This window comes from Micromonospora sp. CV4, from assembly GCF_003667455.1.
GTDB lineage: Bacteria > Actinomycetota > Actinomycetes > Mycobacteriales > Micromonosporaceae > Micromonospora.
Genome location: NZ_RCVI01000201.1, coordinates 13,506 through 31,043 on the forward strand (window position 1 = coordinate 13,506; position 17,538 = coordinate 31,043).

At 74.5% G+C, this 17,538-nt stretch carries 6 protein-coding genes; all 6 read right to left on the bottom strand.

The features are described from left to right. Positions 1-20 precede the first annotated feature (20 nt). Positions 21-5,588, bottom strand: a complete 5,568-nt coding sequence (locus EAD98_RS07205) for a non-ribosomal peptide synthetase/MFS transporter (protein WP_121653273.1) — start codon at positions 5,586-5,588, stop codon at positions 21-23. Then, positions 5,585-8,710: a non-ribosomal peptide synthetase gene (locus tag EAD98_RS07210; protein ID WP_121653274.1), complete on the bottom strand. Its 3,126-nt coding sequence runs from the start codon at positions 8,708-8,710 to the stop codon at positions 5,585-5,587. Before EAD98_RS07210 ends, EAD98_RS07205 begins: the two co-directional genes overlap by 4 nt. Continuing rightward, positions 8,707-8,895 carry an MbtH family protein gene (locus EAD98_RS07215; protein ID WP_121653275.1) on the bottom strand — a complete coding sequence of 63 codons (189 nt, stop codon included), beginning with the start codon at positions 8,893-8,895 and terminating at the stop codon, positions 8,707-8,709. Before EAD98_RS07215 ends, EAD98_RS07210 begins: the two co-directional genes overlap by 4 nt. Further along, on the bottom strand, positions 8,895-9,848 hold the full coding sequence (locus tag EAD98_RS07220) for a TauD/TfdA family dioxygenase (protein ID WP_121653276.1): 954 nt from the start codon (positions 9,846-9,848) through the stop codon (positions 8,895-8,897). The genes EAD98_RS07215 and EAD98_RS07220 overlap by 1 nt, the downstream gene beginning before the upstream one ends. A 23-nt stretch (positions 9,849-9,871) precedes the next feature. Then, the gene (locus tag EAD98_RS07225) at positions 9,872-15,478 is read right to left on the bottom strand and encodes a type I polyketide synthase (RefSeq protein ID WP_233583741.1); all 5,607 of its coding nucleotides are present in this window, start codon (positions 15,476-15,478) and stop codon (positions 9,872-9,874) included. 14 nt (positions 15,479-15,492) lie between these two features. Next, the coding region (locus EAD98_RS07235) for a condensation domain-containing protein (protein WP_233583742.1) at positions 15,493-17,538 on the bottom strand (2,046 nt) is incomplete at its 5' end.

Genomic DNA, 17,538 nt, shown 5'->3' on the forward strand with positions numbered 1-17,538 from the left:
CGCGGTGGCACCCGCACCCGTCACACCCCTACCGGCACCCGCTCCTGCTCGCGCTCGGCGGCGCGGGCTGCCAGCCGGCGTTCCCGCTCCTGCGCGCCGATCAGGTCGTCGGGCAGCGAGTCCGGCACCTCCAGGTCGAAACGGCGCAGCAACCGGATCGCGAAGCCACCCAGGGTGATCAGGATCAGCGCCGCGCCGAAGCAGACGTACGCGAACCCAATGCCCCGACCCGGACCGGTGCCGATCACCGCGCCCACCGAGCCGGCGAGCGCCCCGCCCGGGGCGAGCAGGGGCTCGAACAGCGCGGTGGCCCCCGGTGCGAGCAGCGCGAAGCCGATCGGCAGCGTCGACCAGGAGATGGTCTGGTTGAGGCTGAACACCCGGCCGTGGAAGCGTTGCGGCACCTTGACCTGGACGATGGTGGCGTAGATGGACTGCGCCGTGGTCATCGACATGGCCAGCCAGAACGCGCCCACGCAGATCATCGCGACGGACGCGTCCAGGCCGACCAGGACGCAGCCGACGGCGGTGCCGAGGTTGCCGATCAGCACGCCGATCATGCGGCGGTGCCGGGGACCGCCCCAGAGCGACATGAGTACGCCGCCGGCCACCGCGCCGACCGCCTCGGCGAGCGCGACCTGGGCCACCTGCGTGGCGCTGCCGAAGGAGAGCACCAGTGGGGTGGTGAGCACCAGCGCGGGGGCCAGGAAGATGTTGCCCAGCGCGAAGTAGCCCAGCATGAGGCGGAAGCCGCGGTGCCGCCACGAGTAGCGCAGACCGTTGACGATGGCCACGAGCAGCCGCTCGCGGGGCCGCCAGCCGAGCAGGTCGGGGAAGCGGACCACCGACAGGGTCACCACCGCGACCACGTAGCTGACCACGTCGATCAGCAGGATGCCCTTGAGGTCGATGGCGGCGAGCAGACCCGCGGCGAAGACCGGCATGAGCAGCATGGCGAACCCGTTGGAGAGCTGCGTGATGCCCATCGCGTGGCCCAGGTAGCGCTTGGGCACGAGCTGCGGCACGGCCGACTGGAACGCGATCCGCTGGAACGAGCCGGCCACCTGACTCAGCGCCACCAGGGCGTAGATGTGCCAGAGCGCCAGGTTGCCGCTCCAGAGCAGCGCGGCGAGGATCAGCTGGATCGAGCCGGCGCTGCAACTGGCGATCATCATGATCTTCCGCCGGCTGACCCGGTCGGTGATCGCGCCGGCGACCGGCAGCATCAGCACCCCGCAGACCAGCGCGAGCGCCCAGAGCAGGCCCAGGTTCGCGACCGAGCCGGTGCGGGTGAACAGCCAGATCGGCAGGGCGAACGCGGTCAGCGCCGAGCCGGTGCTGGAGACGAGCTGCCCGGCGGTGACCGCCACGAACCGGGCCATGCTGGGCCGGACCACCGGCTGTTCCGGGCCGGTGAGGGTGTCGACGCCTCGGGTGTCAGCCACCGCCCAGCCGGCGTCCTCGCCGCGTGCCTGGGCGGTCAGCGCGGAGACGTCACCGGCGACGAGCGCCGGGTGCACCCGGGTGACGATCTCGGCCAACTCCTCGGCGCGGTACTTGAGGAAGAAGTGCCCGGCCTGGTCCAGCACGACCAGGCCCAGTCGGTCGCTGAGGAACTGCCACTCCGCGTACCGCTCGGTGTGGTAGTCGGTGACCGGATCCTCCGAGCCGACCACCGAGATGATCGGGGCGCGCAGCTTCACGGCGCGCCGGTCGAGCAGGCCGGTGAAGTACTCCTCGGAGGCTCGGGAGTCGGCGCGCATGTTGCTGATGATCCGGTCGGCCTGCTCCGGGTCCAGTTCGTCGGTGTCCACCCCCATCGACTTGAGCCAGCTCGCGTAGTGCTTGTTGCTGCGCAGCTTCTCCAGCCTGGTGCGGACCGCCGCGAACAGTCCCTTCGGACGGGCGAACGGGAACATCGCGCCGATGTAGAGCGCGGTCAGCTCCCGGCCGGCGGCCTCCACCTTGCGGGCCACCTCGGCGACGATGGCGCTGCCGACGCCGCAGTGCCCGTACAGGGCGAGCGGGCCCTCGACGCGTTCGAGGATCTCCTCGGCGACGCGGGTGGTCAGCTCGTCGAAGGGCAGCGCGTCCTCGGTGAGCCCCACGTCGTGCCCCGGGATCGCGAGGGACCAGAGCGCGTGCCCGGCCGGCAGCGCGTCGGCGAGGGGCTGGTAGACGATTGCGCTGCCGCCGCCGTACGGCACGCAGACGTACGTGATCACCCGCTGCGCCGCCGGCACCGGTCTGGTCAGCTCGTAGAGCAGCCGGCGCGGCCCGTCGCCCTCCCCACCGTCGGACATGAAGGCGGCCAGGTCGCGGATGGTCCGCTGCTGGAACAGGTCCATCACACCGACCGGCCGTGCGCCGTGCTCGGCCTTACGGATCCGGGCGACGACCTGGGTGGCGAGCATCGAGTGCCCACCCAGGTCGAAGAAGTCGTCGTCGATGCCGAGGGTGTCCACGCCGAGCACGTCGGCCCAGATGTCGGCGAGCATCCGCTCGGTGTCGTCGCGCGGCTCGACCAGCGCCACCGACGCGGCTCGGGTGACCACCGGCGCGGGCAGCGCCCCGCGGTCGAGCTTGCCGTTCGGGGTCAGCGGCAGGGCGTCCAGGGTGACGAACGCGGCCGGCACCATGTACTCGGGCAGGGTCTCCTTCAACGCCGCCTTGACCGCGTCGTGCTCGGCCGTGCCGACCAGGTACCCGGTGAGCCGCTTGTCGCCCGGGGTGTCCTCGCGGACCAGCACCACGGCCTCGGTCACCCCGGGCTGGACGCGCAGCGCGCTCTCGATCTCGCCCAGCTCGATGCGCAACCCGCGCAGCTTGACCTGGTGGTCGATGCGGCCGAGGAACTCCAGCACCCCGCCGGGCGAGCCGCCCGGCGCGACGCGCCATCGGGCCAGGTCGCCGGTGCGGTACAGCCGTGCGCCCGGCTCGGCGGCGAACGGGTCCGGCACGAAACGCTCGGCGGTCAGCGCCGGACGTCGGTGGTAGCCCCGGGCCAGACCGACGCCGCCGATGTGCAGCTCACCGGCGACACCGACCGGGCACGGGTTGCCCCGGGCGTCCAGCACGTGCAGCGTCAGGTTGCTGATCGGCGCGCCGATCGGCACGCTGGTCAGCTCCGCGAGCAGCGTCGGATCGCACGCCCAGGCGCTGACGTCGATCGCCGCCTCGGTCGGGCCGTACAGGTTGTGCAGGCCGCAACCGGGCAGCCGGGCGGTGAAGTCCCGGGCCGCGGCGAGCGGCAACTCCTCGCCCGAGCAGATCACCCGACGCAGCGCGGTGGCGGCCTCGACACCGTCCTCGGCGAGGAAGAGGGTGAGCATGGACGGTACGAAGTGGGCGGTGGTGACCCGCTCGGAGATCAGCAGGTCGCGCAGGTAACCGGCGTCCTTGTGGCCGCCCGGATCGGCCAGCACCAGCCGGGCGCCCTCGCGCAGCGGCCAGAAGAACTCCCAGACCGAGACGTCGAAGCTGGCCGGGGTCTTCTGCAACACCGCGTCGTCGGCGCCGAGCCGGTAGGTGCGCTGCATCCAGTCGAGGCGGTTGACGATGCCCCGGTGGGTGTTCGGCACGCCCTTGGGCCGGCCGGTGGAGCCGGAGGTGTAGATGACGTACGCCAGGTTCGCCGGGCCCGCCGTCGGCGTCGGGTCGGTCACCGGCTGGTCCGCCCAGACCGACTCGTCGTCCAGGGCGAGCACGCGCGCGTCGGTCGCCGGCAGCACGTCGCGCAGGTGCTCCTGCACCAGCACCACCGGCGCCGCGGCGTCGGTGACCATGAAGGCCAGCCGGTCCGCCGGGTACTCCGGGTCCAGCGGAAGGTAGGCGCCGCCGGCCTTGAGCACCCCGAGCAGGCCGGCGACCAGCTCCGCCGACCGTTCCGCGCAGACCCCGACCAGGGTCTCCGGTCCCACACCGGCGTCCCGCAGGCGGTGCGCCACGCGGTTCGCCGCCGCGTTCAGCTCGGCGTACGTCACCGAGCGGCCGGCGCAGCGCAGCGCCACCGCGTCCGGCATACGGGCGGCCCGCTCCTCGATCGGGGCGTGCAGGGTCTGCTGCCGGGGAAAGTCGCCGGCGGTGTCGTTCCACCCGGCCAACAGCTCCCGCTCGGCCGGGGCGAGCAGGTCCAGCGCGGAGACCGGCAGGTCCGGTGCGGCGACCACGGCGCGCAGCAGGGTGGTCAGCCGGTGCGCCATCCGCTCGACGGTGGCCCGGGTGAACAGGTCGGTGTTGAAGATCAGCTTGCCCCAGAGCCCGGCGCCGGTGTCGACGGCGTGCAACTCGAAGTCGAACCGGGTGGCGCGCAGCTCCATCGGATGCCACTCGAAGCCGACCCCGGCGTCGTCGGCGACTCCGGCGAACCGGCCCATCTCGTAGTTCTGCAACACGAACATCGCCTGGAACAACGGCGACCGGCTGACGTCGCGGGGCAGCCCCAGCTCGTGCACCACCCGGGCGAACGGCACCTCGGCGTGCTCCAGCCCGTCCAGCACGGCACGCCGGGTCCGGCCCAGCAGCTCGGTGAAGGTCGGGTCGCCGGCCAGTTCGGCGCGCAGCGGCAGCATGTTGACGAACATGCCGACCACGTTCTCCAGCTCCGGCGCGGACCGGCCGGCCACCGACGCGCCCACCGCGAAGTCGTCGTGCCCGGCGTGCCGGGCCAGGAACACCTGGTACGCGGCGAGCAGCGTCATGAACAGCGTGCCGCCGTAGGAGCGGGTCAGCGCGGCCAGCCCCTCGGTGGCGGCCGCGTCCAGAGTGAACTCGACGAAGTCGCCCCGGTAGGTCTGGGTGGCCGGCCGGGGCAGGTCCAGCGGCAGCTCCAGCGGCGTGATCCCGGCCAGCCGGTCCTTCCACCAGTCCAGGTGCCGGCGGGCGCCCGGCCCGGCCAGCTCCCGCGCCTCCCAGACGGCGAAGTCGCCGTACTGCACCGGCAGGTCGGGCAGCTCGCCGTCGCGGTAGCGGGTGATCAGGTCGCGCAGCAGCACGTCCACCGACCAGCCGTCGCCGACGATGTGGTGCTGGCCGAGGAAGAGCACGTGCTCGGCGACGTTCATCCGGTCCGGAGTGCCGTCTTGCGGCGCGGAGGCCGGATTATCGTCGCAGGCGGCCAGCCGGATGAGCAGGGCGCGCAGCAGCGGCCCGTTGGCCAGGTCGAACGGCTCGGCGGCGGCCCGGTCCACCAGCGCCTGCGCGGCGGCCTCGTCGGCGGCGTCGACCACGGTCAGCGGCACCTCGACCGCGTCGTCGAGCACCACGGTGGGCCGCCCGTCGGAGTCGGCCGGGAACCGGGCGCGCAGCGACTCGTGCCGCCGGGTCAGGTCGGCCAGCGCCCGGCGCAGCGCCGCGACGTCGAGCGGGCCACGCACCCGCAGCGGCACCGCGATGTGGTACGCCGCCTCCCCGGGTGCGAGCTGATCCATGAACCAGACCCGCTCCTGGGCGTACGACAGCGGCACCTCGGCGTCCGGCGGGCGGGGAGTGATCCGCGCGGCCGGGGTGCCGCCGGACCGGCGGCGCAGCCGTTGCGCGATCAGCGCCTGTCGGGCGGCGTCGCGGGCCGGGTCCTTCACGTCGGTCATGACGGGGCGTCCTTCTCCGCCGCGAGCAGCGCGGCGACCTCGGTTTCGGAGAGTTCGTCGACTTCGGCGGCGAGCCGCTGCTCGATCTGGGCGGCCAGGTCGGCCACCACCGGGCTGCTGAACAGCGCCCGCATCGGCAACTCCACGTCCACCTCGGCGCGGATGCGGGCCATCGCGCGCATGCCGCGCAGCGAGTTGCCACCGAGGGCGAAGAAGTCGTCGAGCGCGCCGACCTTCTCCAGTTGCAGGATCTCGGCGTAGACCTCGGCGACCAGGGCCTCGGCGTCGGTGCGCGGGGCGAGGAAGCCGTCGGAGGCGGTGGCGGCCGGGGCCGGCAACGCGGCGGTGTCCAGCTTGCCGTTCGGGGTCAGCGGCAGCGCGTCCACCCGGACGAGCGCGCTGGGCACGAGGTGCGCGGGCAGCTCAAGAGCCAGGTCGGCGGCGAGCGCGGCCTCGTCGGCCCGGCCGACCAGGTAGCCGACCAGCGTCGGCTCACCGGTGTCGGCGCGGACCACGACCACCGCCTCGTCCACGTCCGGGTGGGCGCGCAGCACCGACTCGATCTCACCCAGCTCGATCCGCATGCCCCGGACCTTGACCTGGTTGTCCCGGCGGCCCAGGTACTCCAGCGTCCCGTCGGCCCGCCAGCGGGCCAGGTCGCCGGTGCGGTACATCCGCTCCCCCGCCGGCCCGTACGGGCAGGGCAGGAAGCGCTCGGCGGTGAGCGCGGGCCGACGCAGGTAGCCCCGGGCCAGTTGCGACCCGGCGACGTACAGCTCGCCGACCACGCCCGGCGGCACCGGGGTCAGCGCGGCGTCGAGCAGGTGGACCCGGGTCGTCCAGGTGGGTTGGCCGATCGGCACCGGCCCGCCGGGCACCGGCTGCCCGGGCGCGATCCGGGCGGCGACGCAGCCGACGGTCGCCTCGGTCGGGCCGTACTCGTTGATCACGGCCACCTCGGGGTGGGCCGCCCGCCAGTCGGCCAGCTGCTCACCGGCCAGCGCCTCGCCGCCGATCACCAGGTCGGTGGTGGGCGACAGCGCGGCATCGAGCAGCGGCAGGTGGCTGGGGGTGACCTTGAGGAAGGTGGGCGGGCCGCCGGCGCGGGCCGCCGGCGTGTCGATGCCGGCCAGCCGGACCGTGCCGCCGGCGGTGAGCGGGCCGAGCAACCCGGTCACGGTCAGGTCGAACGAGACCGGCGAGTGCAGCAGCGCGGTACCGGCCAGCCCCGGGTAGGTGTCCCGCGCCCAGGCCAGGTAGGCGGTGACCGCGCGGTGCTCCACCAGCACCCCCTTCGGCCGGCCGGTGGAGCCGGAGGTGTAGAGCAGGTACGCGGGGTGCTCCGGGCGCAGCGGCGCCCGCCGGTCGTCGTCGGTGAGGTCGGCGTCGTTCCGGTCGGCGGCGGTCGTCGGGCCGAGCACCAGCGCGTCGGTCGGGGCCAGCGCGGCCGTCTGCGGGGTGGCCAGCACCAGCGCCGGCTCCGCGTCGGCCAGCAGGTAGCCGATCCGGTTCGCCGGGTAGCCGGTGTCCACCGGCAGGTACGCGGCGCCGGCCTTGAGCACCGCGAGGATGGCCACCACCAGCTCCACCGAGCGGGGCAGCAGCAGCGCGACCCGGGTCTCCGGGCCGGCGCCGCGGTCCACCAGCAGCCGGGCCAGCCGGTTGGCCCGAGCGGCCAGCTCGGCGTAGCTCAACTCCATCCCGTCGCAGACCAGCGCGACCGCGGCCGGGGTGGCGGCGGTCTGCCGCTCCACCTCGGCGACGAGGGTGGCCGGGGCCACCTCACCGCCGGCGCCGGTCCAGGTGAGCAGCACGTCGCGTTCGGCGTCGTCGAGCAGGGGCAGCGCGGACAGCCGGGTCGCCGGGTCGGCGACGGCGGCGGCGAGCAGCCGCAGGTAGCGGGCGACGACCGACTCGGCGGTGGCCCGGTCGAACAGGTCGGTGCGGTAGACCAGCCGACTCGTGCCGGCCGTGATGTCGAAGGCCAGGTCGTCCTTGGTGGTGCCCAGCGGCACCGGGTCCAGGCCGGAGTCCGGGATGAAGTTCAGCGCGGTCTGGAACACCGGCTGCACCGACGGGTCACGATGCGGGGCGACCGCCTCGACGATCCGCTGGAACGGCGTCTGGGCGTGCTCCATCGCGTCCACCAGGCTGGCACGGACCCGGCCGAGCAGCTCGGTGACGCTCGGGTCGCCGGCCAGATCGCACCGCAGCGCGACCGGGTTGACGAACATGCCGATCAGCGGCGTCACCTCGGCCGTGTCCCGACCGGCGGTGGAGACGCCGACCACCACCTCGGGGTCACCGGAGATCCGGGACAGCAGCGCGGCGAAGGTGGCCAGCAGCACCATGTACGGGGTGGCCGACGCGCCCGCGGCGAGCTGCCCGACCCGGTCCAGCAGCCCGTCGGGAAGCTCGAAGCGCACCTCGTCGCCGGCGAAGCCGAGCTGGGTGGGACGCGGTCGGTCCAGCGGCAGGCCGGTCACCGCCGGCGCGTCGGCCAGGTTGTCGCGCCAGAAGGCGACCTGCCGGGCCAGCGCGTCACCGGTGAACTGCTCCCGTTGCCAGACGGCGAAGTCGGCGTACTGGATGGGCAGCTCGGGCACCTCGGCGGGCGCGCCGGTCAGCGCGGCCCGGCTGAACGCGGCCAGCTCGGCGTCGAAGAGCACCGCCGAGTGGCTGTCGAACACGGCGTGGTGCACCACGAACTGCAGGCCGAGCCGGTCGTCGGCGAAGCGGACCAGCCGCGCCCGCCACGGTGGCGGGGCGTCCAGCGGGATCGGCGTACGGGCCAGCTCGGTCATTGTCTGGTTGTGGCGGCGATCCTGCTCGTCGGCGGGCAGGCCGGTCAGGTCCAGCTCGGGCAGCTCCAACGGCTCGGCGGCACGGACGACCTGCACCAGGGCGCCGTCGACCATGCGCAGGTGGGTGCGGAGCGACTCGTGCCGGGCGATCACCTGGGCGAGCACCTGGACGGCCTGGGCGGCGGTGACGCCGGTGGGAAACCGCCACGGCGCGGACACGTTGTAGACCGGCGAGCCGGGATCGAGCTGGTTGGCCGTCCACACCCGCTCCTGGGCGAAGGAGGCCGGGAAGGTCCACTCCCGGGTCGTCGCGCTCACCGGCTCGCCTCGCGTACCGAGCGGGGGCGCATGTCGGTCCAGACGGTGTCGATGTGCGCCAGGCACTCCTCGCGGGTGCCGGCGAAGCCGGCGTCGTGCCACCCCGCCGGGAGGTCGCGCTCGGCCGACCAGATGGAGTACTGCTCCTCGTCGTTGCGCACGACCAGGAATCGGGGCTCGGCCATCACTGCTCTCCAACGGTGTCGGGGGTGTGCGGTTCGGCCATCGCGACGGCGATCTTGCGGGGTCCGGTGAACGGCTCCCGCCCGTGCGCGGCGGTCATGTTGTCGACCACCAGCACGTCGTCGCGCTGGTAGTCGAAGCGGACGCTGGCGGCCCGGTAGGCGGCGCGCAGGTGGTCCATGACGTCGGCGGGGATCTCGCCGCCGTCGCCGTAGTAGGTGTTCGACGGCAACCCGTCGGCGCCGAACATCGCCAGCAGCCCCTCCTGGATGTCCTTGGCCAGGCTGCTCACGTGGAAGAAGGTGGCGTGGTTGAACCAGCGGGGCGTGTCCGAGCCCGGCCGGTGGTGCACGGCGTCGCGGACCGCCCGCGTACGCAGCCCGTCGCGGCCCGTCCACTCCAGACTGATCCGGTTGGCCGCCGCGTACGCCTCGACCTCCGCCCGGTCGTCGGTGCCGAACACGTGCTGCCAGCTGGCGCCGAAGTCCTCGTGGAAGTTGCGCATCAGCATCCAGCGGCGGCGGACGAACTCCTCCCGTACCGCCGGGTCGATCTCCCGGTAGACCTGGCGGATGTCGGCCAGCGGGGTGGCGCCCAGTGTCTGCGGCGCGGTGATGCAGTAGAAGAACAACGTCAACGGCCACCGCGCCTGGTACGAGTTCTCGTTGTGCAGGAAGATCTCCTCGTCCGGCGGGTAGTCGGTCGAGGTGTACACGCGGCCCTTGATGGCGTGCCGCGGTGAGGACCGCTCGGTGTAGGTCAGCGGCTCACCGGACAGCGCCCGGACGACCTGGTCGAAGCCGTCCACCCCGCCCACGTCGAAGCCGCGGAACAGCAGACCACCCTGCTCGGCCAGGGTGGCGCGCAGCTCGGCGCGGCGCTCGGTGATCAGCTCGGTCAGTGCCCGGCCGTCGGATTCGACGACCACGGGCAGCGTGGCGATCGTGTCGCTCATGGCTCTCTACTCCTGATTTCTCGTCACGCGCGGGGCAGTCGCGGGATGGCGGGGATCGGTGCCGGGATGGCCGGCTCGTCGGTGGTGGCGGCCCGCAGCTCCTCGATCCGGGCGGCCAGCCCGGCCACGGTGGGGGTCTCGAAGAGGCTGCGCATCGGCAGCCGCACCCCGGTCGCCCTGCGCATGGCCGCGATGAGTTGCACCGCGACCAGGGAGTTGCCGCCCAGGGCGAAGAAGTCGTCGTCGACGCCGACCTGGGCCACCCCCAGCGCGTCCTGCCACACCCGCGCGATGGTGATTTCCAGGTCGGTGCCCGGTGCGGCGGTGCCGTCCCCGGCGGCGGGCGTGGCCGCGTCGGCGACCACGTCGTCGCCGGTGAGGTTGTCGGTGGTGACCCGCCCGGCGCGCCGCCGGATGTCGTCCACCGTCCGGGTGGCGATGACCACCTGGGCGCCGAGGCCGGCGGTGAGGCTGCGGCGGAATGCCTCCGCACCGTCCACCGGCCGGATGTCCTCGGTCGAGGTCGGCGCGGCCGCACCGGCGTCCGCGTCGGACGGTCCGGTCAGGCCGCCGGTGACGGCACCCTGGTCGACCCGGCGCAGCACGAAGTCGCTGACGGCGACCAGTTCCCGGCCGTCCGGGTCGCGCAGCGACAGATCGGCGGCGACAACCTCGTCGGTGGCGCCGGCCCGGTGCCGCAGCTCGCTGGTGAACCGGTCCGGCAGTGGCCCCCGCACCACGATCCGGCCGTACGACAGCGGCAGGTACGTGCCGCTGCCCTGGCCCCGGCCGAACGCGGTCGCCACGTCCAGCAGCGCGGGATGCAGGCCCCAGGAGGGCAGGTCACCGATGGCCGCGGCGGGCGCCTCGACCACCGCGAGTTCGGAGCCGTCGGCCAGGTAGTGCTCGGCCAGCGCGGCCCAGCGCAGCCCGAAGGTGAGCATGCTGGTCCGGCCCCGGCCGAAGGAGGCGTCGTCGTCCACCCGGCGGCCGTCCGGGATGGCCGGGCGGGCCGGCGGGGCCGGTTCGTCGGTCCAGCCGGCCGTGCCGCGCACGTGGGTGCGCAGTCGGCCGCCGGCCAGGCTCCGGACGGCGAACTCGGTGCCGCCGTCGTCGGCCGGCGTCAGCTCCACCCGGTACTGGGCGACGGTGCCGTCGGGCACCGAGAACGGCTCCAGGAAGACCACGTCGCGCAGCTCCACGGCCGCACCCGCGCCGGGGGCGGGCAGCGCGGAGACCACCGCGGCCCGCACCGACTCCAGGTGGGCGGTGCCAGGTACGACCGGCACGCCGCCGATCCGGTGCTCGTCGAGCAGCCAGTGGGTGCTGGCGGAGACCAGGCCGTGCAGCACGGTCTCCGCCGGCCCGGTGACCTTCGTGCTGAGCACCGGGTGGTCGACCGCGCTGGTCACCGTGTCGCGCCCGGCCGCCCGGAATCCGGCCGGCGCGGCGGTCTCCACCGCCATGCCCACCTCGGCCCAGCCACCCCAGTTCTGCGACAGCACCGGGGCCCGCCAGCCCGCGCCGGAGCGGGCGTGCGCGTCCAGGAACGCGTTGGCGGCGCAGTAGTCGACCTGCCCGAAGCCGCCGAGCACCGCGGTGACGGACGAGCAGAGCACCACGAAGTCCAGCGGCAGGTCGCCGAAGACCTGGGCGAGGGCGAGGGTGCCGGCGAGCTTCGGCGCGAGCACCCGTTCCGCCTCCGCCCGCTCCTTGACCTCGGCCATCCCACCGCCGGGCAGGCCGGCCGCGTGCACGACGCCGTCGATGCCGCCGTACGCGGCGGTCGCGGCGTCGCGGACCCGGCGCAGGTCGGCCGGGTCGGTCACGTCGGCGGCGAGCACCAGCACCTGGGCGCCGGCGGCCTCCATCCGGCGGATCGCCGCGATGGCCCGGCCGGCCCGGTCGTCGCCGTGCACGGCGAGGTGGTCGTCCCACCGCTCGCGCTCCGGCAGCCCGGAGCGGGCCAGCAGCACCAGCCTCGCCCGGACCCGGGTGGCGAAGTCCTCGGCCAGGGTGATGCCGATGCCGCCGAGACCACCGGTGATGACGTACCGGCCGCCGTCGCGCAGCGCGCCCGGCTCGCCCTCGGCGTCGATCGTCACCTGCTCGACGTCGGCCACCCAGCGCCGCCCGCCGCGCAGGGCCACCTCGGGCTCCCGGGGACGGCGCAGCTCGGCGACCACCGTGCTGGCGTCGTCGTCGGTCGGGTCGGCGTCGATGAGCCGGACGGCCAGCCCGGGCAGCTCGGCGGGGAGCACCCGGGCCAACCCGGCGAGCGTGGCGTGCTCCGGGCGGCGGAGATCGTCGCCGCGTACGTCGCCGGTGCCGGCGGTGACCAGGTCCAGGGTGAGGCCGTGCTCCTCGCCGGTCAGGCCGGCCCCGGCAAGGGCCTGCACCAGGTGCAGGGCGTCGAAGAAGCCGATCTCCTGGGCGGCCCAGGTGGCCGCGATGTCGGTGCCGGCGGGTGCGCCGTCCAGGGTGAACGCGTGCACCAGCCGGGTCGGCGGCGCACCGTCGGCGGTGAGCGCGGCGACCAACGCGTCGTGGTCGGCGCGTACGCCGGGGCGCAGCCGGTAGCCACCGTCGGCGGCGGCGAAGGCGTCGCCGGGGCGTACCGGCACCGGGTCGGCACCGGCGGCCCGCAGGCCGGCGACCAGCGCGTCACCGCGCGGACCCGCGGTGAGGACCAGGCAGCGGCCCAGCGACCCCGACGCCGGCAGCGGCGCGGCCTGGCGCCAGATCGGCACCGCGAACCACTCGGACAGCGGCCGCGGCCCGGTGTCCACCGGCGCGGCGGCGACCGGCTGCTCCGGGTCCGGCTCGATCCAGTAGCGGCGGCGCTCGAACGGGTACGTGGGCAGCGGCACCCGGCGGGCCGCCGGGTCGGCGTCGACGCACACCGGCAACCCGGCGGACCAGAGCGCGCCGACGGTGCCGAGCAGGGCGGCCAGGTCACCGGTGCTCTCCCCGGCCGCGGGCAGGCTTCCCAGCGGCGTGAACGTGCGCTGCTCCGGCGCGGCCTTCGCGACCTGCATCCGGGCCAGGCTGGCCAACTGCCGGCCGGGGCCACACTCGACCAGCTGCCAGGTGCCCGCCGCCAGCAGGGTGGCCACGCAGTCGCCGAAGCGGACCGGCTGGCGCAGGTGCGCCGCCCAGTACGCCGGAGCGGTGGCCTGCTCGGCGGTGATCCAGGTGCCGGTGACGTTGGACAGGAAGGGCACCGCCGGCGGGCGCAGCGACACCGTGTCCATCAACGCGGTGAACTCGGCGAGGATCGGCTCCATCATCGGCGAGTGGAACGCGTGCGACGTGCGCAGCACCTTGGACCTGCCCTCCAGGGTCGCGGCGAACGCCTCGACGGCGGCGGTCTCACCGGCCACCACGCAGGTCCCCGGCCCGTTGACCGTGGCCACGGAGAGCCCGTCGGGCAGCAGGTCGGCGACGACCGACTCGTCCAGCGCGACGGCGAGCATCGACCCGCCGGGCAGCGACTGCATCAGCCGGCCCCGGGCGGCGACCACCCGCAGCGCCTCCGGCAGGCTCAACACCCCGGCCACGGTGGCCGCGACGTACTCGCCGATGGAATGGCCGATCATCGCGGCCGGCTGGACCCCGGCGGCCTGCCAGAGCGCGGCCAGGGCGTACTCGACGGTGAACAGCGCCGGCTGGGTGTAGCGGGTCTCGGTGAGCTTCTCCCCCGCCGCCGGGTCCCGGCCGAGGATCAGGTCACGCAGGTCCAGGCCCAGCTCGGGGCGGAGCAGCTCGGCGCACTCGTCGACGACCGCGGCGAAGCGCGGCTGCTCGGCGTAGAGCTGCGCGCCCATCCCGGCGTACTGGGAGCCCTGACCGGAGAACAGTAGGGCCACTGTCGGGGCTGGACTGGTGGTCAATGGTTGCGGTTCGCGGGGGCCTTTCGGTCCCTGCGGTTCGCGGTTGCCTTGCGGTCTCTGCGGTTCGCGGTTGCCTTGCGGTCCCTGCGCCTCGCGGGGGCCTTGCGGTCCTTTCGGTCCTTGCGGTGCGCGCGGTCCGCGTACCGGTGCGCGCAGGGCCGTGACGGCGCCGGGGAGGTCGGTGGCTACCACGGCGCGGCGGTACGGGTGCGGACGGCGGCCGACGAGCAGGGTGTGTGCGACGTCGGCGAGGTACGCCGGGCCGGCGTCGGCGGCGCCGTCCAGGTGCGCGGCGAGACGGTGCACCGCCGCGTCCAGGGCGCTCGGGGTGGCCGCGCTGACCTGGAGCAGGTGCGCGGGACGCACCCGACGGTCGGTGCGGTACGCCGCCGGCGCCTCCTCCAGGACCACGTGCGCGTTGGTGCCGCCGATGCCGAACGAGCTGACCCCGGCCCGCCGGGGCCCGCCGCCGCTGTCCCACTTGGTGAGGGTGTTCGCCACGTAGAACGGGGTGTCGGCGAACTCGACGGCCGGGTTCGGCGTCTCGAAGTTGATCGTCGGCGGGATCAGCCCGTGCTCCATGGCGAGCACCGTCTTGATCACACTGACGATGCCGGAGGGCTGGCTGAGGTGCCCGATGTTCGACTTCACCGAGCCGATGCCGCACCAGCCCCGCTCGTCGGTGTCCCGGGCGTACACGGCGGAGAGCGCGGCCACCTCGATCGGGTCGCCCATGGCGGTGCCGGTGCCGTGCGCCTCGACGTAGCTGATGGTGCGGGGGTCGACATCGGCCATCGCCACGGCCTGGGCGACGGCCGCGGCCTGCCCGTCGACGCTGGGCGCGGTGAAGCCGACCTTGCCGGCGCCGTCGTTGTTGATCGCGTTGCCGAGCACGACCGCGCGGATGGCGTCCCCGTCGGCGATCGCGTCGGAGAGCCGCTTGAGCAGGGTCACCCCGACGCCGCTGCCCCACACCGTGCCGTTGGCGGCGGCGTCGAACGGGCGGCAGCGGCCGTCGGGTGAGGTGAAGCCGTCCATGCCGAGGTATCCGACGTGCGGCAGCTCGATGTTCACGCCGCCGGCGAGCGCCATGTCGCACTCGCCGTTGCGCAGCGCCTCGCAGGCCAGGTGGAACGCGACCAGCGAGGTGGAGCAGGCGGTGTGCACGGTCAGGCTCGGCCCGCGCAGGTCCAGCCGGTACGACACGTTGGTGGCCACGTAGTTGGGCGAGTTGCCGGTGGCGATGGAGACCGCGCCGTGCGGGTTGCCGCCGACCCGCTGGTTACGCAGCACGTTGCGGTGCAGGTACGTGTTGCCGCCGGTGCCGGCGTACACGCCGATCGCGCCGTCGTAGCGGGTCGGGTCGTAGCCGGCGTCCTCCAGCGCCGTGTGGCAGGACTCCAGGAACAGGCGGTGCTGCGGGTCGGTCAGCTCCGCCTCCCGGGCGGTCATCCCGAACAGCGTGGCGTCGAACTCGTCGTAGCCGTCGACCAGCGGGGCCCGGTTGACCCAGCCCGGGTCGTCGACCTCCTCGATCTTCGCGCCCCGGGCCAGCTGCTCCTCCCGGGTCAGCTCGGTGACCGACTCCACTCCGTCGATGAGGTTGCGCCAGAACTCGTGCACGTCGGCCGCGCCGGGCAGGCGGGCGGCCAGGCCGACGATCGCGATCGGTTCGATGCCCTCGTCGGGCAGGTCGGTGACGCCGTCGGGCAGGTCGGTTGCGGTCGAATTGCTCATCAGGCTGTCCTTCGTCACGCGGTGCCGCCGGGGCGGCGGGGAGGGATACGGCGGGTACGGCTGCGGCGGGCGGCGGCGCGCAGAGCGGCCCGCGCCAGCTCCGGGCGGTCGGCGGCCCCGTCGAGGCTGGCGGCGAGCGCGCGGATGGTGGGGTGGCGGAACAGGTCGAGCATCTTGATGGACCGGCCGGTGGCGGCGGTCAGCCGAGCGTGCACGGCGGCGAGCGCCAGGGAGTGTCCGCCGATGTCGAAGAAGTTGTCGGTCACCCCGACCCGGTCGCGCTCCAGCACCTCCCGCCAGATCCCGGCGATCAGCTCCTCGGTCTCGGTGAGCCCGTGCGGGCCGGCGGGCACCAGTGCCGGCGGGGAACCGGTCGGGTCGCTTCCCGCGACCGTCATCGCGCCGAGCTGCGGCACCCGCACGGTGGGGCGCGGCAGCGCGGCGGCCACCTCGCGGGCCGGCGTGTCCGGTGCGTCGGCCAGCGCACCCACCAGCTCGGCCAGGTCGGCGAGCAGGTCGTCGATGCGTCCGGCGTCGAAGAGGTCCGGGTTGTAGACCACCTCGACGCCGGTGCGGCCGTCGGACTGGACCACGTAGACGGTGATGTCGAACGGTGAGCCCGGCTTGGGCACCGGTACCGGCTCGGCGGTCAGCCCGGTCAGGGTGAGCCGGGGCGGCGCGAAGTTGAGCACGTTGAACAGCACCTGCACCAGCGGCGCGCGGGCGGTGTCCCGGCCGACGCCGAGCGCCTCCACGACGCGTTCCAGGGGCGCGCCCGGGTGGGCGGTGGCCTCGTGCAGCTCGCCGGCGCACCGGTCGACCAACTCGGCGAAGCTCGCCCCGCCGGTGCGGACCCGCACCGGCACGGTGTCGATGAAGAAGCCGATCACGTCGTCGAAGGCGGCCAGCCGCCGGTCGGCGACGATCGCGCCGAGCACGTGGTCGTCGCCGCCGGTGAGCCGCGCGATCAGCTCCCCAAAGGCGGCCAGCAGCACGGCGGCCACCGTCGTGCCGCGCCGCTCGGCCAGCTCCCGGACCGCGCGGTCGGTGTCGGCGGGCAGCCGGACGGCCGCCTCGGCTCCCGCGTAGGTCTGCACCGCCGGACGGGGTCGGTCCCGGGGCAGGTCCAGCACCGTCGGCACGCCGTCCAGGTGCGCCGTCCACCAGGCGAGGTCGGTCTCGCCCCGCAGCCGGTCCCGTTCGGCACGCCAGACGGCGTAGTCGGCGTAGCGGGCCGGCAGCTCCGGCAGGGTCGGCGGCTCACCGGTGAGCGCGTGGGCGTACCCGGTGGCCAGGTCGTCGTAGCAGACCCGCTCGGACCAGCCGTCGAAGACGGCGTGGTGCCAGGTGGCGGCGAGCACGTGCTCGGCCGGGCCGAGCCGGTAGACGGTCACCTGCCAGGGCGGCCCGGTGGCCAGGTCGAAGGGGTGCGCGGCGCCGGCGGCGAGCATCCGGGCCAGCTCCGCCTCCGGCTCGGCGTTGCCGGTCAGGTCGACCACCGGCACGGCCACGTCGGTCGGCTCGGCGCAGACCGCGTACGGCACGCCGCCGGTCTGCGGGATCCGCCAGCGCAGCACGTCGTGCCGCTCGGCGACGGCCCGCAGCGCGGCGCCGAGCGCGCCCGTGTCCAGGGGGCCGCGCAGCCGGTGCGCGACGGCGATGTTGTACGGGGCGCTGGACGGCGCGAGCTGGTCGACGAACCACAGCCGGCGTTGCGGTGGGGAGAGCGTGGGCGGGTTGCCGGTGCGCAGCCCGTCACCGCCGCTCGGCGCGGCGGCCACCCGCTCGACCAGCCGCCCGAAGGTGCGCTGGGTGAACACCGCGCGGGTGTCCACCTGCCGGCCCAGCTCGGCGCGGAGCGCGGCGACCAGCCGCATCGCCGCGATGGAGTTGCCACCGGCGGCGAGGAAGTCGGTGTCCGGGTCGGGCGGCACGCCCAGCAGCCGGGTCCACACCCCGGCCACCGCCGCCGCGACCGGATCGGCGGCGGCCGCACCGCCGGTGTCGACCGGGTCGGGCCGCGCGGCGGCGAGGGCGGCCACGGCAAGCGCGCGCAGCGC

Coding starts and splice junctions, on each gene's coding strand:
- EAD98_RS07205 (WP_121653273.1), bottom strand. CDS start 5,588: ATGACCGACGTGAAGGACCCGGCCCGCGACGCCGCCCGACAGGCGCTG.
- EAD98_RS07215 (WP_121653275.1), bottom strand. CDS start 8,895: ATGGCCGAGCCCCGATTCCTGGTCGTGCGCAACGACGAGGAGCAGTAC.
- EAD98_RS07220 (WP_121653276.1), bottom strand. CDS start 9,848: ATGAGCGACACGATCGCCACGCTGCCCGTGGTCGTCGAATCCGACGGC.
- EAD98_RS07225 (WP_233583741.1), bottom strand. CDS start 15,478: ATGAGCAATTCGACCGCAACCGACCTGCCCGACGGCGTCACCGACCTG.